Source organism: Acinetobacter sp. YH12252, assembly GCF_013417365.1.
Classification (GTDB): Bacteria; Pseudomonadota; Gammaproteobacteria; order Pseudomonadales; family Moraxellaceae; genus Acinetobacter; species Acinetobacter towneri.
On the sequence record NZ_VPEA01000005.1, the window covers coordinates 131,064 to 149,462 of the forward strand.

The 18,399-nt window shown below is 42.4% G+C and carries 15 protein-coding genes; 6 read left to right on the top strand and 9 right to left on the bottom strand.

The window, feature by feature from the left end:
* Positions 1–56: 56 nt before the first annotated feature.
* A complete protein-coding gene (locus FTV28_RS06935) occupies positions 57–1,070 on the bottom strand; it encodes a CorA family divalent cation transporter (protein ID WP_096901036.1) in 1,014 nt (337 codons plus the stop codon).
* Between the two features lie 154 nt (positions 1,071–1,224).
* Here FTV28_RS06935 and FTV28_RS06940 point away from each other — a divergent pair, with 154 nt between their 5' ends.
* Both FTV28_RS06940 and FTV28_RS06945 read left to right on the top strand, forming a co-directional pair.
* Complete coding sequence (locus FTV28_RS06940) at positions 1,225–1,827, top strand: TIGR00730 family Rossman fold protein (RefSeq protein WP_026438479.1); 603 nt, start codon at positions 1,225–1,227, stop codon at positions 1,825–1,827.
* A gap of 1 nt (position 1,828) precedes the next feature.
* Positions 1,829–2,239, top strand: a complete 411-nt coding sequence (locus tag FTV28_RS06945) for an NUDIX domain-containing protein (protein ID WP_004974664.1) — start codon at positions 1,829–1,831, stop codon at positions 2,237–2,239.
* 74 nt (positions 2,240–2,313) lie between these two features.
* Here FTV28_RS06945 and FTV28_RS06950 read toward each other — a convergent pair whose 3' ends face one another.
* Together FTV28_RS06950 and recG are read right to left on the bottom strand one after the other, a co-directional pair.
* Positions 2,314–2,949 (bottom strand): ComF family protein, encoded by a 636-nt coding sequence (locus tag FTV28_RS06950; RefSeq protein ID WP_136144659.1) that lies wholly within the window; start codon positions 2,947–2,949, stop codon positions 2,314–2,316.
* A gap of 18 nt (positions 2,950–2,967) precedes the next feature.
* Entirely contained in the window at positions 2,968–5,013 is a 2,046-nt protein-coding gene (recG, locus tag FTV28_RS06955; RefSeq protein ID WP_167846341.1) for an ATP-dependent DNA helicase RecG, read from the bottom strand.
* Between the two features lie 36 nt (positions 5,014–5,049).
* On the opposite strand from recG, the gene FTV28_RS06960 reads away from it, so the two are divergent.
* Positions 5,050–5,883 carry an NAD(P)H-binding protein gene (locus FTV28_RS06960; protein WP_154320298.1) on the top strand — a complete coding sequence of 278 codons (834 nt, stop codon included), beginning with the start codon at positions 5,050–5,052 and terminating at the stop codon, positions 5,881–5,883.
* Between the two features lie 127 nt (positions 5,884–6,010).
* Here the strand turns inward: FTV28_RS06960 and plsB are convergent, their stop codons facing one another.
* A complete protein-coding gene (plsB, locus tag FTV28_RS06965; protein WP_004974675.1) occupies positions 6,011–8,575 on the bottom strand; it encodes a glycerol-3-phosphate 1-O-acyltransferase PlsB in 2,565 nt (854 codons plus the stop codon).
* Positions 8,576–8,879: 304 nt separating this feature from the next.
* On the opposite strand from plsB, the gene FTV28_RS06970 reads away from it, so the two are divergent.
* The gene (locus FTV28_RS06970) at positions 8,880–9,752 is read left to right on the top strand and encodes an acyl-CoA thioesterase II (protein ID WP_004974677.1); all 873 of its coding nucleotides are present in this window, start codon (positions 8,880–8,882) and stop codon (positions 9,750–9,752) included.
* 165 nt (positions 9,753–9,917) lie between these two features.
* A complete protein-coding gene (locus FTV28_RS06975; RefSeq protein ID WP_104852589.1) occupies positions 9,918–11,159 on the top strand; it encodes a dicarboxylate/amino acid:cation symporter in 1,242 nt (413 codons plus the stop codon).
* A 78-nt stretch (positions 11,160–11,237) separates the two neighbouring features.
* Here FTV28_RS06975 and FTV28_RS06980 read toward each other — a convergent pair whose 3' ends face one another.
* From FTV28_RS06980 to FTV28_RS07000, 5 genes are all read right to left on the bottom strand, one after another.
* A complete protein-coding gene (locus FTV28_RS06980) occupies positions 11,238–11,651 on the bottom strand; it encodes a VOC family protein (protein ID WP_019836869.1) in 414 nt (137 codons plus the stop codon).
* Positions 11,652–11,866: 215 nt separating this feature from the next.
* A complete protein-coding gene (gene yihA, locus FTV28_RS06985; protein WP_179989868.1) occupies positions 11,867–12,733 on the bottom strand; it encodes a ribosome biogenesis GTP-binding protein YihA/YsxC in 867 nt (288 codons plus the stop codon).
* Positions 12,734–12,863: 130 nt separating this feature from the next.
* Complete coding sequence (locus tag FTV28_RS06990) at positions 12,864–13,307, bottom strand: Rrf2 family transcriptional regulator (RefSeq protein WP_004974689.1); 444 nt, start codon at positions 13,305–13,307, stop codon at positions 12,864–12,866.
* Positions 13,308–13,399: 92 nt separating this feature from the next.
* On the bottom strand, positions 13,400–14,611 hold the full coding sequence (hmpA, locus tag FTV28_RS06995; protein ID WP_004974691.1) for an NO-inducible flavohemoprotein: 1,212 nt from the start codon (positions 14,609–14,611) through the stop codon (positions 13,400–13,402).
* 239 nt (positions 14,612–14,850) lie between these two features.
* The gene (locus tag FTV28_RS07000; protein WP_179989870.1) at positions 14,851–16,434 is read right to left on the bottom strand and encodes a helicase HerA-like domain-containing protein; all 1,584 of its coding nucleotides are present in this window, start codon (positions 16,432–16,434) and stop codon (positions 14,851–14,853) included.
* A 251-nt stretch (positions 16,435–16,685) separates the two neighbouring features.
* On the opposite strand from FTV28_RS07000, the gene FTV28_RS13550 reads away from it, so the two are divergent.
* The gene (locus tag FTV28_RS13550) at positions 16,686–18,386 is read left to right on the top strand and encodes a vWA domain-containing protein (RefSeq protein ID WP_257222815.1); all 1,701 of its coding nucleotides are present in this window, start codon (positions 16,686–16,688) and stop codon (positions 18,384–18,386) included.
* Positions 18,387–18,399: the final 13 nt, after the last annotated feature.

Below are 18,399 nucleotides of genomic sequence, written 5' to 3' on the forward strand. Positions count from 1 at the left end.
GGAGAGAAAAGATTGCAAACCTCTCCTAAACCTAAAAAGAGAGGGAATAAAAGGCATCAAATCCATTTTTTCCATCTAAAGTAAATTAATGGGCCAATAAAGAAGCCAATTAAAATAATACTGACCACTATAAAACTGGTGGTGCCTTTGGCAAAAGGTAACACGTCGGTGTTCATGCCATAAACACTGGCAACTAGCATCGGTGGCGCTAACATACTCGGCAAAATCGAGAATCGACGAATCGTGTCGTTCTGTTCGGTGTTAATGAAGCCTGAAGTGGTATCGAGCAAGAAGCGCACTTTTTGGAATAAGAAGGCATCGTGTTCGACCAGTGAGCGTACATCTTCACTGAGTTCTCGAATGTCGGCATCGTAAATATGACTACCCAACGCACGCGGACGTGCCAAAAAGGTCAGGACACGACGTAAATCAATCAAACACAATTGCGCTTTTCCAAGCATGTCTTCTAATTGTGCCAGTCGGGTAATCATGTCATCGAGGTCTAAAATTTGCTCACGATGACGGTTATTCAGAACTTCTGTGGAATACTTTTCCAAGTCCTTGTGGATATCTTCTAAGATATCCGCAAGTTCGTCCAGTTTGGCTTCAAGCAAGCCTAAAAGCACCCAAGTCGGGTCTTTATAATCAATTTCGTAGTCGTTACGTCGTGCCCGTGCCCGAAATGCCCGAAATGCCACTAATTTTTCACCGCGTAGGGTAAACAGGTGTTCTTTATGTAAGATAAAGGCAACGGTTTGCACTGTGGCTAAAATACTGGAATTGTCTTCAGTTTCACCATCGACTTGATAGTTTTTATTTTTAGTTAAAAAATAGGTACTAATGTGTAAAATACCGTCATCATCACGGTAGAATCGCGCTGAAGATGAAATATCTTCCAAAGATTTTAAGGTTGGTAAATTTTGTGAGTATGCGTCTAGTACCCATTGCTGTTCTTCTTGTGAAGGGGCAATCAGGTCAATCCAGACCAGATCTGGATGCAAATCAAAACCACCGTTAATGGTGGCATCTTCCAGACTACCGCGCTCTGTGGCATAAAAGGCTTCAAGCATTCGTCTTTTCTCCTTGCGCAGTATGGGTTTTGTGGATGGGTGTATTTTAGACAAGGATCTTACTAAATACACTGCTCAGAATGCTATTTTATTTAAAAATCTCCCTGAAGTTTAATTTTATGGCATGACAGCCAGATAACATGGTGAAAAAATGATGTCGTCAATTGCTATTTTCTGTGGTTCTGCCCCAGGAAAAGATTCAGTTTTTGTTGAAAATGCACGAAAAGTGGGTGAAACATTGGCTGCACAAGGCAAAACTTTAATTTATGGCGGTGGACGCTCAGGCTTAATGGGTGTGGTGGCAGATAGTACTTTGGCCGCAGGTGGGCGTGCAATTGGTGTCATGCCTGAAAGTTTGGCAGAGCATGAATTGGCGCATCCGCATTTGACCGAATTACACATCGTAGAAAACATGCATGCCCGCAAAATAAAAATGTCAGAATTGGCCGAGGGCTTTATTGCTTTGCCGGGTGGTTCTGGAACTTTAGAAGAAATTTTTGAGCAATGGACGTGGGCACAATTAGGAATTCACTCAAAACCCTGTGCCTTTTTTAATGTAGCTGGCTTTTATGATGATTTGCTGAAGTTTTTAAGACAGACCTCTGAAAAAGGTTTTACTCAGCCACGTTTTTGTGAGGCATTGATTGTATCGAATTGTATTGACAATATTTTGCAGCAATTTGAACAATACCGTGTTCCTGAAATGAAATGGGAAGTGCCTGAGCTAGAGTGGGTGCAGCAGGAACTGGCGAAATAAAATGGCTGAGATCAACAACATCATTACCGTTGCAGCTGCAATTATTTTAAATGTCAAACAGCAGTTATTGGTGGTGCGTAAACAGCATACCGCGTGTTTTATGCAGGTCGGTGGCAAATTAGAACCCAATGAAGCGCCTGAAACGACCATGTTGCGAGAAATTGCCGAAGAAATTGGCTGTCAGGCGCAAATTCAACAATTTATTGGACGCTATGAAACAGCAACGGCCAATGAGCCCGACTGCCGTTTGGTCAGTTATGTGTATTGGGTTCAGCTTGATCAGGCACCAAAAATTGCTGCTGAAATTGCCGAAATGAAGTGGGTAGATTTGGATGATCAAGATACTTTGTTGGCACCGCTGACCCGTGAAGTGGTGATGCCGTGGTTAAAACAATATTTACAACAAAATTAAGAGCAGTTGATCATTCTTCTATATTTTAAGTTCAACTTTTTAATGCGTTGAGCATATTCAACCGAATAGTTTTTTTATTCAGCACTGGCCAGACAAACCGCCTCGACTTTTTGACAGCCGAGCTTGAGCAACTGCTGTTTGAGTGCATGAATTGAACTGCCCGTCGTGACCACATCATCCACAATTAAAACCCGACGAAAACGGATTTTAGGCGCATTCTGAATTTGAAATTGCTGTTGGATGTCTTCCAATCGTTCTAAGCGACTTAAGCCTTTTTGCGCGTGCTGTTGTAAGCGGGTCACAGGTTGCCAAATCGGGACATTTAAATGCCGCGCTAGTCCTTTTGCTAACAATAAAGATTGATTGTAGCCGCGTTCAGTCAAGCGGGCAGTGGAAATTGGCATCGGTACAATGGCTTGGATTTTAGGATAAGACAGTTGTTTTAGCGCGCCTACTAAAAGCAGTTGGTAATGTAACTGCTGTTCATATTTAAATTGTTGAATGATGCGATTAATTGGATAGTGATAATCAAAAGTGACTTGAATCTGCATTTCTTGTCGTTGTACCGCTTGGCTACGCCACGGCAATTGTTGCCAACAGGTTTGACAGACCGAATGTTGCCATTGCGTGTCGCTATGGCAGAGCTGACACGGTTGCAGTTGGCGCAGCCATTGTATGCCGCATTGTAGTAGATTGATCGGCTGAGTCATCTTAGGACTGCAATCCGTTTAAACATAGGCATAACGTGGTGCCTCAGGCAGCCAGCGTTTTAGCAAAGCTTCGGCATGTGTAGGATAATCGTTTAAAATTTGCTGTGCCACATGATGCGCCTGTGCCAGCAAATGATCATCCCGTTCTAATTTAGCCACCCGAAAGCCCATATCTCCCGTTTGTTTGGTTCCTAAAAGTTCCCCAGGGCCACGCAGTTCTAAATCTTTTTCTGCAATCACAAAACCATCGTTGGTTTCGCGCATAATCCGCAAGCGTTCTTGTCCATTTTGCGAAAGTGGATTTTTATACAACAAGGCACAAAAACTGGCTTTGGCACCCCGTCCGACTCGTCCACGTAACTGATGCAGCTGTGAAAGTCCTAAACGCTCGGCATTTTCGATCACCATAATTGAAGCATTCGGTACATCGACCCCAACTTCAATGACCGTGGTGGCAATCAGCAATTGTAGTTGATTGTCTTTGAATTGCTGCATGACGGCTTGTTTTTCATCAGCTTTCATTTTGCCGTGTACCAGCCCAATATTTAGTTCAGGAAAGCGTTCTTTAATTTCAGCAAAAGTCGCTTCGGCAGCTTGTGCATCTAAGGTTTCCGATTGTTCCACCAAGGTACAGACCCAATAGGCTTGTTTGCCTTCGGCACAATTGCTGGCAATGCGTTGTAAGACTTCTTCACGCCGATCTAGCGGAATAGTCACCGTTTGAATAGGTGTACGTCCTGGCGGTAGTTCATCAATCACCGAAGTGTCCAAATCGCCATAGGCGGACATGGCTAAAGTTCGCGGAATAGGCGTTGCAGTCATCACCAATTGATGCGGTGTAGTGTGATTGGCACCTTTATTGCGCAAAGCCAGACGTTGATCGACCCCAAAACGGTGTTGTTCATCAATAATCACCAAACCTAATTTGGCAAATTGCACATTGTCCTGAAATAACGCATGTGTCCCAACCACCAAATTGGCGCTACCATCTTGAATGCTCAGTTCAGCCGCTGCGCGTGCTTTGCCTTTTTGTTTGCCAGACAACCATGCCACTGTTAAGCCCAATGGTTCAAACCATTTTTGAAAGTTCAGATAATGTTGTTCTGCCAAAATTTCAGTGGGTGCCATCAGCGCGACTTGCCAACCTTCTTCTAGCGCATGACACGCTGCGACTGCAGCGACCAGCGTTTTACCTGCACCTACATCACCTTGTACCAAGCGCAGCATGGGTTTATTACGCTGCAAATCCTGCATGATTTCTTGCGAAACCCGTTGCTGTGCACCTGTCATTTGAAATGGCATGTTGCCGAGTAACGCAGGCGCTAGTTTTTGACTTGGGGAAAAGGCAGGTGAGGCAATTTGCTGAATATAAGCCCGTCGGGTCAGTAAACTGACTTGATGCGCCACCAATTCTTCAAAAATCAGGCGTTGCTGTGCAGGGTGAGAGCCTTGTGCCAATTGCAGCATATTGGCATTTAAAGGTGGATGATGAATATAATCCAACGCCTGTTTGAGTGCATAGCCATTGGTCATTTTTTCAGGCAGGAGTTCAGGCAAATCATCACTATGCTGTGTCAAGGCCTGTTTGACGTATTCACGTAATTTGGCTTGGGTCAGCCCATCGGTGCTTGGGTAAATGGCAGTCAGTTGGGTTTTAGGCAGTGGGGTATGTTCAGTAATCAGTTGTAATTCGGGGTGATACATTTCCAGACCACGCGCCCCAACCCGTACTTCGCCAAATACTCTTAAACGATTGCCGAGTTTGGCACGATCTGTAATACCTTTATAAATATGATAAAAACGTAAGGTGATTTTTCCAAATTCATCTTCTAAATTGACCGCCATCGACTTGCGTTTACCCGGTGGAAAATCGACCCCTTTAACCACACCTTCGAGTAAATAGCTGCGCCCCACGTTTAATTGGTTCATGGGAATGATCGTGCTACGATCTTCATAGTCACGCGGTAGATGAAACAGCAAGTCATCTGTGGTGAAAATATTTAGTTTTTCGAGTAATGCAGCAGAGGCAGAGCCTACCCCTTGCAACTGATGGACTGCAGCCATGTCCCCTCAACTTCAAATGCTATGATTAGGTGCTGAATGCATATTCTATTTATTGGTTATGGTAAAACATCGCAGCGTGTTGCAAAACAACTATTTACGCTCGGTCATCAAATTACCACAATTAGCCGCAGTCCGAAAACAGATCCTGATATGACGCATCTGCTTCAAGATATTCAACAGCTCGATTTATCACAGACTCAACCTGTTGATGCCGTTTATGTATTACTTGCACCATCTCGGAATACGGTTTTGAGTTCTGTAGAAGCGTATCAACAGACTTATGTAGATTCTGTGCAGCCGATTGTCGCTGCATTAAAAGATCATCCTGTAAAGCGAATTATTGTGGTGTCATCTACACGGGTTTATGGCGAAAACGCAGGTGAATGTATTGATGATGATACTGTGCCTAAGCCGAATGATGTACAAGGGCAGTTGTTGTTGCAGATGGAACACTTGTGGCAACAGGCTTATCCTGAACAATGTGTGATCGTACGTCCTTCGGGTATTTATGGCACTTCGACTGCACGCATGCTCAAACTTGCGGAAAGCACACAAAGTTACCCAAATATACATTGGTCAAACCGAATTCATATTGATGATTTGGCAAGTTTTTTGGCACATTTGCTTCACGTGGAACATCCTGAACCAGTTTATATTTGCAGCAATAACCAAGCTCAGCCTTTGCATGAAATGATTTTAAAGATTCAGCGTGAATTCAATTTACCTGAGTTGGTGTTGGAAAGTGAGAGAGAAACAGGGAAGCGGATTTTTGCTACGCGCATGGAGAAAACAGGATTTCAGCGCAAACATGAGGATTATTTTGATCATCTAAGAATTACGCAAAGTGATTCACCTGAAATCGGAGAATAAAAGTTCTCTTGCTAGGAAAGGGCTAGCGAGAGGTGATTTTTAAAATCTCAAATATTGAGCTTTTATTCACCCTCATCCCCAACTTTCTGCCTGAGCCATTTATGGCGTAAGAGAAGAAGCTTAAAAATTACTTCTTCTTACGTTTCAAGCGTTTTTTTGCTTGTTGTGCAGCAAGTGCTTCTAACGCCTCACGCAATTCTTCATCGCTAAAGGTGGTGATGTGTTGCAGCATCTGTAAAGTCACATCATCCAACACCAAATTGGCGTATTGTGCGACGTTTTTAAAGTTATCATCAAACACAATCGCATTGTCACTGTTGGTGCTGATATAACCTTGCTGAGTTAAGACTTTAATAAAGCTTTGGAACAAGGCTTTGTCAAAGAATTCAGGTGAGTTGAATTCATACAGCACCGACAAACGCTGACCGACCAAATGGCTGAGTTCTTCGACCTGACGTGCCGAAATATTGCCTGAGCCGCGTTGTGTAATCAGCGCCAGTGTCATGTAATAACGCTCTAAACTCTGCATTACAGGTGCAGCCAATACTACCAATTGGTTATGGTCTTCACTATTTGGTGCAGGTGAAATTAAGTTGCCTTCCGCATCTTCAGAAATCAATTTGGCCTGAATTAACGCTTCTACATAGGCACAAATCCGTTCTTTGAGTTCCTGATCTTGCCATTTCAAGAACAACTCAGCTTTCAGGAACGGATATAAAGTACGAATGACGTTGATTAAATCACCACGACGAATCGAACCATTATGTTTCACCAATGCTGCAATTAAAGATGGTAAGACAAAGGCATGCAAAATATTGTTGCGGAAGTAGGTGAGTAACACCGCCTGATGGTCTTCAATCGCGATAATATCGCCCAAAACGTGCTGCACTCGTTTAATCAGTTTGAGTTTTAAGCCGTAGGCAATAATTTCTTTACCTGATAATGGTGTGACTTGAGTGCGCTCATCATAAGGCAGGGCAGTGAGCAGATTACGGTAAGTGTCTAACTGCTTCACACAAATTTCTTCATCCAAGGTATGTTTTGGTGTTGCCAGTAAAATCAGCGATAACAAAGATACCGGGTTAATTACCGCAGCACGGTTAATGTTTTCCAAAATCGCATGTGCTGAAGTATTCACTGCATCTGACACTTGTGGTGGAATAGGATCATCATTTTTTTCAATGCTGATGTGTTCGGCATCGTGTTGTTTTAGAACATCATCTAAAAACACAGGTTCGCCAAAATTGACATGCACCTTGCCAAAAATCCGTTCAATCTTGCGCATGGTTTTTAAAATGCCCATTAGCGATTCAGATTCTTTTGGCTTGCCTTGCATTTCACCGACATAGGTTGAACCTTCCATCAGGCGTTCATAACCAATATAAGTTGGCACAAAAGCAATCGGTTTAGCACGACCACGCAAATGACTGTGAATGGTCATGGCGAGCATGCCTGTTTTTGGTGGCAACAAGCGGCCTGTACGTGAACGTCCACCTTCAATAAAGTATTCAAGCGGCGTGTTACGCGACAAAATACTGAATAAATATTCTTTAAAGACGGTTGTGTATAAGCCGTTGCCACGGAAAGTACGACGGATAAAAAACGCACCGCCACCACGAAGCAATTGACCTACAAATGGCATATTCAGGTTATCGCCCGCAGCAATGTACGGCACCATCATGCCGCGTTTGTAAATCACATAAGACAGCAATAAATAGTCGATATGACTGCGGTGACATGGGGTATAGATAATTTCATAGTCTTTGGCCAGTTCGCGCACGGTACTAAAATTATGCACTTCCACGCCATCGTACAATTGTGTCCATAAGCGGGTCAGTGCCATATCGGCAAAGCGTACCGCTGCATGAGAGTAGTCCGACACGATTTCATTTAAATAACCAATCGCACGACGCTCGGCTTCAATCACGCTAATTTTACTGCGTAAACTTTCACGACGAATGGCATCTTGCACATCGGGAGATTTAATCAGACTGAGCATGACATTGCGGCGGTCAGACAAGTCTGGGCCAAGTACGACTTCACGTTGTCCATCTAAGTAATTATTTAGAGTGTTAACAATAAAGGTCGCAGGCGACAGGTTTGGATGCTCAGTTTTGGCATGTTCAATTAAAGCGCGTAATGATTGTGGCTCGTGAAATTCCAAATAAGACTGACGACCATGCACCCCAATATTCATTAACTGCTTGACTGTGCCAGGCGTTGCCCACGTATCGGTAAACAGTAGTTTAAACCACGAATCCTCTTTGTCTGGAGAACGTCCCCACAACACGGTCACAGGTACCAATTCAATATCAAGTTCTGGGTGTTGTTCTAATTGTTCAATTAAACGTAACAAGCGTGGCGGAAAAGCATAAGGTGGTGGATTGAGTAGGTTGTTCTCATCGTGATGCTGTAAAAACAGAATCGAGGCTTTTTCTTTATGTGAACCCATCACCAATGGATCAAGCGCAGGCGTGAGTTTTAAGCGACGTGTTTCGCCATCGACCACCAAGGCATTGCTGCGTGAGTGATTTTGCAATACGTAGCAAGTTATCTTGGTGCGAGTGGCATTTGAGTCTACACTTTGCGCATCCTTGACAGGGACTTCACCCAAAACATGCGGTGTCACCACAAGGTCAAGCAGCTTACCAGAAAGCTGACGATACATTTGACCAAAACCACGCTTGGACATATTCACTCCTACTTCATCACCTAAGTCCCTAGCCAGTAGGGAATTTATTTTGCGTCATTGTATCTAATAATCGCGCTGCATTTTTAGATAATTTGCATGAATATTGTTAGATTTTATCGTTAAAAATCGTATTTTTAGCAAAATTGATCGGCTAAGTTGTGACACAGCGGTCAGTCTTTGATGGGTAAAAGATGCAGAATCTATGGCAAAATAGCAGGCTTAAAATAGTCAGTTTATTTTGACGATTTATTTTTTCATCGACTTCGATCCCGCATCCCCAATTTCCGCCATACATAGGTTAGTTATGAACGCACTCACACAAGAGCTGGTTGAACTTCTTTGTTTAGAAAAGTTAGAAGAAAATATCTACCGAGGTATCAGTCGTAACTTGGTGGGTAAACGTGTTTTTGGTGGACAGGTTTTGGGACAGGCTTTACGTGCTGCATCTTATACCACTGATCGTCCTGCGCACTCATTGCATGCCTATTTCTTGTTTGGTGGCGATGTCAACGCACCTATTATTTATGAAGTTGACCGTTTGCGTGATGGTAAAAGTTTTTCTAGCCGTCAAGTACGTGCCATTCAGCATGGGCGTACCATTTTTACTGCGATGGTGTCCTTTGCGCCGTTGGAAGACGGTCTGAATTATCAAATTTCAGAGCCAAACTATCCTGCAGCAGAAGCTTTAAAAAACGAAGCGGAACTCAAACAGCATATTGTCGAGTTTGTACCTGAAAATGTGCGTGCCAGTTTTATGCGTGATCGCTTGGTGGAGATTCGCCCGATTAATCCGAGCAATCCATTTTTACCGCAGCCTGAAGCACCTGCTTATGCACACTACATTCGTACCCATGACAGCATTTCACCAGAGGTGGATGAAGTGTCTTTGCATCAGGCAATTGCGGCATTTTATTCAGACTTCACGTTAATGACCACAGCACTGCGTCCGCATGGTTTGAGCTATTTATCACCAAGTTTGCAGTGTGCCAGTATTGACCATGCCATGTATTTCCATAAACCGTTCCGTGTGGATGACTGGATGCTGTACGACATGGAAGCCACCATTAGCACTAGTTCGCGTGGTTTGAACTTTGGGCGCATGTGGCAAAATGGTGAATTGGTGTGTAGCACCAGTCAGGAAGGCTTGATTCGTTTACGTGAAATCGAAACGCAATAAAATATAGCCTTTAAAATCTACATTCATCAGCCGACATTCATGTCGGCTTTTTTACATCCTGAAGCACGATCTGAACCTAATCAAAGTGCGCTAGAAAAATAATACTCGATTCAATTTCAGCCACATGGCATAGTCCACACATCACATTAAAAAACTCAATTGCGTATGAGCCTCAATACACAAATTCTAATTGCCGCAATTTTGGGTGTGGTGTTTGGTTTTATTCTGAATCTATTTCCAGACAGCACATTTTTTAGCGCCAGTTTGTATGGCATTGGTTTAATGAGCAGTATTTTTATTGGTTTACTGAAAATGCTGCTGATCCCACTAATTTTTAGCTCAATTGTGGTCGGTGTGTCGAACTTACAGGCTGTAGGGCAATTGAGTCGAGTCTGGAAAATTACGTTGGCGTGTTGTGTCACCACCACGACTTTGGCTTTAATTTTAGGTTTGGCGTGTGCGCATTTATTTGCAGTGGGTAAAGGCGTAGATATTGTGATGTTTCAAGATGCTATGGCGCAGCATCAAAGCCCAGACACGCTTACGCCGTCTTCGTTTTTTACCAATTTCATTCAAAACACCTTAATCAATCCGTTTAAAGCTTTTGCCGAGGGTAATGTTTTGGCAGTGGTGATATTTGCCTTATTGGTGGGTGTGACGCTGGTCAAAGGCGGGGAGCACTTTAAAACGGTACGTAAACTCAGTCAGCAATTTTTTGAAATTATGATGTTGATGATTGGCTGGGTAATGAAACTGGCACCTTTGGGGATTTTTGCTTTATTGGCTAAGTTGGTTGCAACCGAAGATATTTCAGTCCTGAGTCGTTTGGCAGAGTTTGCTGCAGTGGTCACGGGCACCACGATTTTTCATGGTGTGGTGGTCTTGCCTTTGCTGTTGTGGATATTTGGCAAAATGGATCCGATCACCTTTTTTAAAGGCACACGTGCTGCCTTAATTACGGCTTTTGCCACCAGTTCCAGTTCTGCCACTATGCCACTTTCGATGAAATGTGCGCAGGAAAATTTAGGTGTGCGTCCGCAAACTGCAGGCTTTGTGATCCCGTTAGGTACACAACTGAATATGGATGGAACGGCATTGTATGAAGCTGCAGCGGCTTTGTTTGTTGCCAATTTAATGGGGCTGGATTTAAGTTTAGGACAGCAATTAATTGTCTGTGCCACAGCCATGATCGCTTCTTTGGGCGCGCCTGGTATTCCAAGCGCAGGTATGGTGACGATGATTATGGTATTACAATCGGTGGGCTTGCCTGCAGAAGCGATTGCGATTTTATTGCCGATCGACCGTTTGTTGGATACTGTGCGTACTGTGGTCAATGTGCAGGGCGATATGATGATTAGTGTGGTGGTCGATCGGCATACTCGTGATGACCCTGCACTGCATTCTTGATAATGGGTTTAAAATCGAATCAAGTTTTCAGCATCATCCTGTTTTATTGTGCTATGTAAAGACATGAGCCAAAGCAGATTAATCCCAACATGGGCTGTAGGCCACTTCCCAAATATGACCATCTAAGTCCTGAAAATAACCTGCATAACCGCCGTAAAAGGTGCTCTGTGCAGGTTTTAAAATTTTCGCACCTGCATTTTTTGCTTGTTTCAATACCTGATCGACCTCGAGTGGGCTATGTACATTATGTCCTAAAGTGATTTGTGCAGCACTGCTGGCTGTACCTGTTAAGCCTGTATCTTGTTGTAAACTTTGTTTAGACCATAAAGCCAGTTTTAAGCCTGCTTGCAGTTCAAAAAAGACCACCGCACCTTGTTCAAATTCCTGTCCAATAATGCCTTCAGTTACAAGTCCTAAGCCGTCGCGGTAAAAGTCGAGTGCACGTTGTAAATCTTCTACCGCTAAGGTAATCACTGAAATGTGTGCTTGCATGTTTGATCTCCTTATCGCATGTAATTGTTTAATGTCTAATTGTTATGATCTTGACAGTAGGGCATTTCTGGCTGCGTTGTAAAGTGCAACTTTGGTGGAGAGGGAGATTGTGATTACGGCGTAAAACTGAAAGTGGACATACAAATAAAAAGTCCTATTCGAGATTGAGCGAATAGGACTTTATGTTATAGACCAATAGTCAGTAATTTAACGGACTATTTGGTTTCGGTATCAGATGCGGTTAAATCGTCAGTTTCTAAAAATTCAGGCTGATCAACATCAACATCAACATCAACATCAACATCAACATCAACATCATCGCCAGTCGCTTCTGGAATGCTGTCTAAATCAAATTGATGCGCTTGTTCTAAGGTAAAGTTCAAACGTCCGCCCATCACACTCGCAAGTTCTTCCAAACCTTGCTTATTGAGTGATGAAAACAATTGAATCGAGAAATCTAGTTTCATCTTTTTCAACTGCTGTTTGACTTCAAGCAATACTTTATTGGCAGGGCCGCGGTTGAGTTTGTCCGATTTGGTGAGCAATACATGCACGAACAATTTACGCGAATACGCCCATTCCAGCATCATCACATCAAAGTGCTGTAAGGGATGGCGAATATCCATCAGTAACACCAAGCCTTGTAAACTTTTACGATGAATCAAATAATTTTCGAGTTCTTTTTGCCACACAATTTTCATGGCTTCAGGTACGGCTGCATAACCATAACCGGGTAAATCGACCAAACGCTGTTCGGGGTTGCCCAAACTAAAGAAGTTGATCATTTGAGTACGACCCGGTTTTTTAGAAGCACGTGCCAATTGTTTTTGATTGGTTAAAGCATTAATTGCACTGGACTTACCTGCGTTGGAGCGTCCTGCAAAAGCCACTTCGTAGCCAGTATCTTCTACACATAAATTCAGTTTAGGCGCACTCATTAAAAACTCGGCTTTACGCAGCCAGTTTAAGGCGCGAACAGAGTATTCAGTAATGGCAGGGTCTACTTTTTTCTCGTAGCTAATTTTCTGCCGTGGCTGTGCTGCTGCCTTACTGTTTTTCGATTTTCCTCTGCTATGGTGCATAACTTAACTTCAATTCATGGTCTACAAACAGGCATTATAAAGCAAGTCATACAGGCAAGCGACCTTTGCGCCCTGAATGCCCGAAAAAAGCAACATCTAGGATGATATTGCTTTGACCGTTTAAGTTACTTTAAAGATGAATCAGCGGGATTGGAGATTGTGTACTGAACTGTAAATTGGGTACAGGCTGTAGCACTTCACCCAAGCTGTATTGATCTAAGCTTTGATAAAACTGTTCCATTGCCTGATTGAGAATGCCTTTTAGTCCACATTGCGCACGCAGCACGCAGGGCGGGGTATTACACTCTACAATTTGATTTTCACCTTGCAGGATTCTCACCACATGACCTAAACGCAAAGGCAATGCTTCAGGATGCAAGCGAATCCCGCCACCTTTACCACGAGTGGTAATTAGCCATCCTTGCTTACCCATAAAGTGAACGATTTTTACCAGATGGTTCTGGGAAACATGCAAATCCTGTGCAATTTCCGCAATGGTATAGGGTACATCTCGAGGACGCGAGATATACATTAAAATACGCAGCGCATAGTCGGTGAATTTATTTAATTGCATGATCGCACAGATGTTTTTTTTAAATACAAATAAATTAAGGCTAGTCTAGCATAACTAGACTAGCCTTACCTATTAGCTTTTAACGCTTTAGATTAGTGGCGAACACCACCTGTACCAAACGCTTCGCTATGGATTTGCTCATCTTTGATGCCACGCGCAAGTAAAGCTTTACGCTGTTCTGCCATGAATGGCATTGGACCACATAAGTAGTAATCTGCATCGGCTGGTAACAGCGCTGCATCTACAGTGCTGAGGTCTAAACGACCTGCAACATCGTAATCTTGACCCAGTACATCACCTTCGTTCGGGAACTCATACGCAGTCAACGTATGAATACGTGGACATTTTGCAGTTAAGTCTTGGAGATGCTGTTTCATGGCATGTACTTGTTTGCTACGACATGCGTGAATAAATGTCACAGGTTGTGGCACATCTAAAGTCACCAATTGATTCAACATTGCAATCATTGGTGTTAAGCCAACGCCGCCACTAATGAAGACATTGCGTTTGTTGCTGTCGATGAGGAAGAAGTTACCTGTTGGTGCAGATACTTCAACTTCAGAACCTTCTGGTAATTGGTGCAATACGTTCGATACCCAACCTGCAACTTTATCTGCACCATTGCCTGGCTCACGTTTTACAGAAATACGTAAGTAATCTTGTTGTGGGCTAGTCGATAGCGTGTATTGACGTGGTTGCTTCAAGCCAAGTTCAGGTACAAATACGCGTACTGAAATATATTGACCTGCTTCGTATTTTGGTAAATCGCCACCATCTACTGGCTCGAAGTAGATTGAAGTGATTTCGTCACTTTCTACAACTTTCTTGGCAATTTTGAAATTACGCCAGCCTAACCAGCTGCCTTTAGTTTGTTCGTGTTGTTCGTAGATTGCACGTTCAGCATTAATAAACACTTCTGCTAACTGACCATAAGCAGCTGCCCATGCATCAATTAGAGGATCTTCCATTGAAATATTTAATACTTCGCTAATAGAGTGAAGTAGGTTTTCGCCCACAATATTATAGTCAGGTGCTTGAATGTTTAAGCTCACGTGTTTGTGGGCAATCAATTCAATCACAGGCGCAAGCACAGAAGGATCTTCAATGTTTTCAGCATAAGCCAATACAGCACCTGCAAGCGCTTGAGCCTGCGCACCACTACGTTGGTGACCCATGTTAAAGGTTTCTTTTAGATCAGGATTATTCCCCAACATGCGGTTATAGAAATAACCAGTCAGTGCGACACCATTTTCACGGAGTACAGGAACAGTTGCTTTTACAAGGTCAATTTGCTGTGGAGTCATGTTCGATCTCTCATGGCTGTTATTTATAAGATGTATTCAAAATACATCTTATAAATAAGGATTGCAAACATTTTTTTGTGAAACCTTAAAAAAAATATGGATTATAAAAATATCCCATTATTTTTAAAGTTTTTATGGGGTTTGTAGATGTGACAGCGAGAGGTTTGTAAGTGTTCATTTAGGTTTTGGATGGTGCATCCATGAATGAAATCTATACAAACCTCATCGTTTATAACATGCTATTTCTTACCAAATAATGACCCTAACAAACCTCGTACAATTTTCTGCCCTGTAGAACCGCCTAAGCTGCGTGCTGCGCTTTTGGCAAAGGTACCCACAATATCCTGAGTCAGTTTTTCACGCTGTTTGGCAGCGCGTTCTGCTTCTTTTTGCTGTTCGCGGGCTAGACGTTCTTGCTCGCGCGCTTGTTGTTTGGCCAGTGCCTCGGCCTCTTTAGCCTCTTGCTTGGCGCGAGCTTCAGCTTCTTTGGCTTCAATTTTAGCTTGTTCTGCTGCTGCCGTTTGTTGCTGACGTTGTTCAACTTTTTGTTGCAGCATTTCATAAGCACTTTCACGATCTAGCTGCTGTTCATACACGCCTGCAATAACACTTTGGCTGATACAGGCTTGTCGTTCTTCTGTGCTAATTGGGCTAAACGATGAGTAGGGCGGCATTACCCAAGCACGTTCTACAATTTGCGGTGTGCCTTGTTCATCTAAGCAACTAATTAAGGCTTCACCTACCGCAAGTTCGGTAATGGCTTGTTCAACTTTAAAGTCTGGGTTGGCACGGAATGTATCTGCGGCAGTTTTTACCGCTTTTTGGTCTTTGGGTGTAAAAGCACGTAGGGCATGCTGAACACGGTTACCCAATTGTCCCAATACACTTTCAGGCAAGTCCAGTGGGTTTTGGGTCACAAAATAAATCCCCACGCCTTTAGAGCGAATTAAGCGTACCACTTGTTCAATTTTTTCTTGTAGCGCGCTGCTGGCATTGTTAAATAACAAGTGTGCTTCATCAAAAAAGAACACCAGTTTTGGCTTGTCCATATCGCCCACTTCAGGCAATTGTTCAAACAGTTCCGATAACATCCATAATAAAAAGGTAGCGTAAAGTTTTGGCGTGTTCATGAGTTTGTCTGCAGCCAAAACATTAATATTGCCGCGTCCCTGACTGTCAGTTTGAATAAAATCCAAAATATCCAAACTCGGCTCACCAAAGAATTTATCACCGCCCTGATCAGCTAAAGCCAGTAAATTGCGCTGAATCGCACCCAAACTGGCTGGAGAAAGATTGCCATACTCAGCTTTAAATTCACTGGCGTGTTCGCTGACATAGGTCAGCATGGCTTTTAAATCTTTAAAATCAATCAGTAATAAACCTTGATCATCGGCAATACGGAATACCGCAGACAACACGCCCTCTTGGGTGTCATTCAGGTTCAGCATTTGCGCCAATAATAACGGGCCAATTTCAGAAATGGTGGTACGAATCGGATGACCTTGTTCGGCAAATAAATCCCAAAACACCACAGGAGATGCTGCAAACGGAATGCTTTCGATACCTAAGCTCTGAATACGTGCATCAAACTTTGGGCTGCTGCTGCCTGCTTTGGCTAGACTGGAAACATCGCCTTTGGCATCGGCTAAAAATACGGGTACACCAATTCGTGAAAAGCTTTCTGCCAGTACCTTTAATGTTACGGTCTTGCCGGTACCTGTTGCCCCAGCAATCAGGCCATGACGGTTGGCAAGCTGAGAATGCAGCACGATATCCTGTGTGGTATCGGCGGTTTTTTTAGCAATAACGATTGGTGTATTCATTGACTTGAAAACCTCTATATAAATTTTTGTCTTTTGGAATACTTAAATTTCCCTTATGCACGGATTCGTGATTTAAGCCTCTTTTTTGGTTTATTGTGTTACATGTTAAGGTATTTTTACTTTATTGTTGAAATTGTATCCATTTTTTTTGTAATATTCACCATTCATTTTATTTTTAATAACATTATGAAAAATAAAATTTTAATTTAATAGCTTTTATTAAATAGTTTGAAAACGGTTAGAGGGTATAAATGAAACTTAACAAACAATTATTAGCAATGTTAGTGGGAACATCTGTATTTTTAACGGCATGTGGTGGTGATTCAGATAGCTCAATATCTACAAAGCCTACTGATCCAGTTCCACCAGAACAGCCAGACGAAACGCTTACTACTATTCAAGATGTTGCAACTGTAGTAAGTGAAAAGGCAAATATTGCAGTTTTTGGTGCAGTGAATCCTAAATATTTTACAGAGACAGCATTAACATCAGGTCGGACTGTTTTATTGTTAGATGATAATGTGACAAAAGCAGCTGGATTTGCTTCACAGGTTGATTTAACTGCTTCATCGGCACAGAATCAAGCGAAAGTGAGATCCGTTGTATTAAATCAAAATTTAGATGAATTTAGTAAATTCTATTTAGCTGCATTTACTGATGCTCTTATCCAGCAAAATGCAAAAGTCAATATTTTAACTAATCGTGTATCTACGAATGCTCAAGGTGAAGTGGTTAATGTAATCTTGGATATTGATTTTTCTAATGCCAATGAACTGACTAAAGTTCGTGATCTGTTGTTATCTGTATTAAATTCAAATTCATCTGTTACTACTCCTGTAGCCGTACAAGCAAGTGATAAAAAATTACGTCTCAATCTATCTTTTTGGCTTGCAAACCAATTAGGTTATATTTGGGGAAATACTTACGTAGCGAGTAATAGTGATCAAGTTAACCAAGTATATGGTGATTTGAATATTGCTAGTGCTTTAAGTAGCAATGCGGTTATTGAAGTGGCTACAGTAAAAGAAACTTTTACTCAAACAACACAATCTGCAAATGCGGTTGACATTTTATGGAATATTGATTCTTCAGGTTCAATGTCTGAAGAACAGCGTAACTTGGCTAATGGTGCTGCACAGTTCTTTAAATCATTGAATCAAGCAGGTGTAGATTATCGTTTAGCAGTGAATACGCAGGATGCGTACGCATGTAAGTCGCTTAGAACTTTAAAAGATAAAACGACTAATTTTATTGATAGAAATACACCTGATGCAGAGCAAGAGTGGGCAACCTTGGCTCAACCTGGAACTTATGGTTCAGCTACTGAAACAGGTTTTTACTGCGTTCGTGAAGCAGATTTGACTGGTTTTGACCGTCCAAACGTGAAGAATTTAGTGGTGTTTGTTTCAGATGAGCCTGAAAATGAAACATATTGGCAGTCCAGTCCAGTATATAGTAACTATACACGACGAGATTTTAATGATTATAAAAATTATTTCTTGTCTACAAACACTACCTACTTTTCGATTGTAGGTACATCTGATCATATTCGTCCAACTTTTGCAGATCCTACAATTTCTTGGAGTACACCAGGATTCGAATGTAATGGTCAAGGTGGATCAGCAGAGGGCGGTGGTCATTTTAAAGAGATTGCACGGTTGACTGGTGGGGCTTCTGCTTCAATTTGTGCGGATGCCACAAGCTGGAATGTAGTATTTGATGACATTATTCGTGTAGCAACCGGTCTTGCAAGTCAGTTTAGTTTAAAACAGGTACCAGTACCTTCAACTGTTAAAGTGGCAGTAAATGGTCAAAATGTTGCGCGTGATACAACACATCGACAAGGCTTTGATCTAGTTTATAGTAATTCTGGCGTAAGTTTAGTGTTCTATGGAACAGCTTTACCAAAAGCAGGTGAGACTGTTTCAGTAAGCTATGATTACTTTAAGTAAAGCGAAACAATAA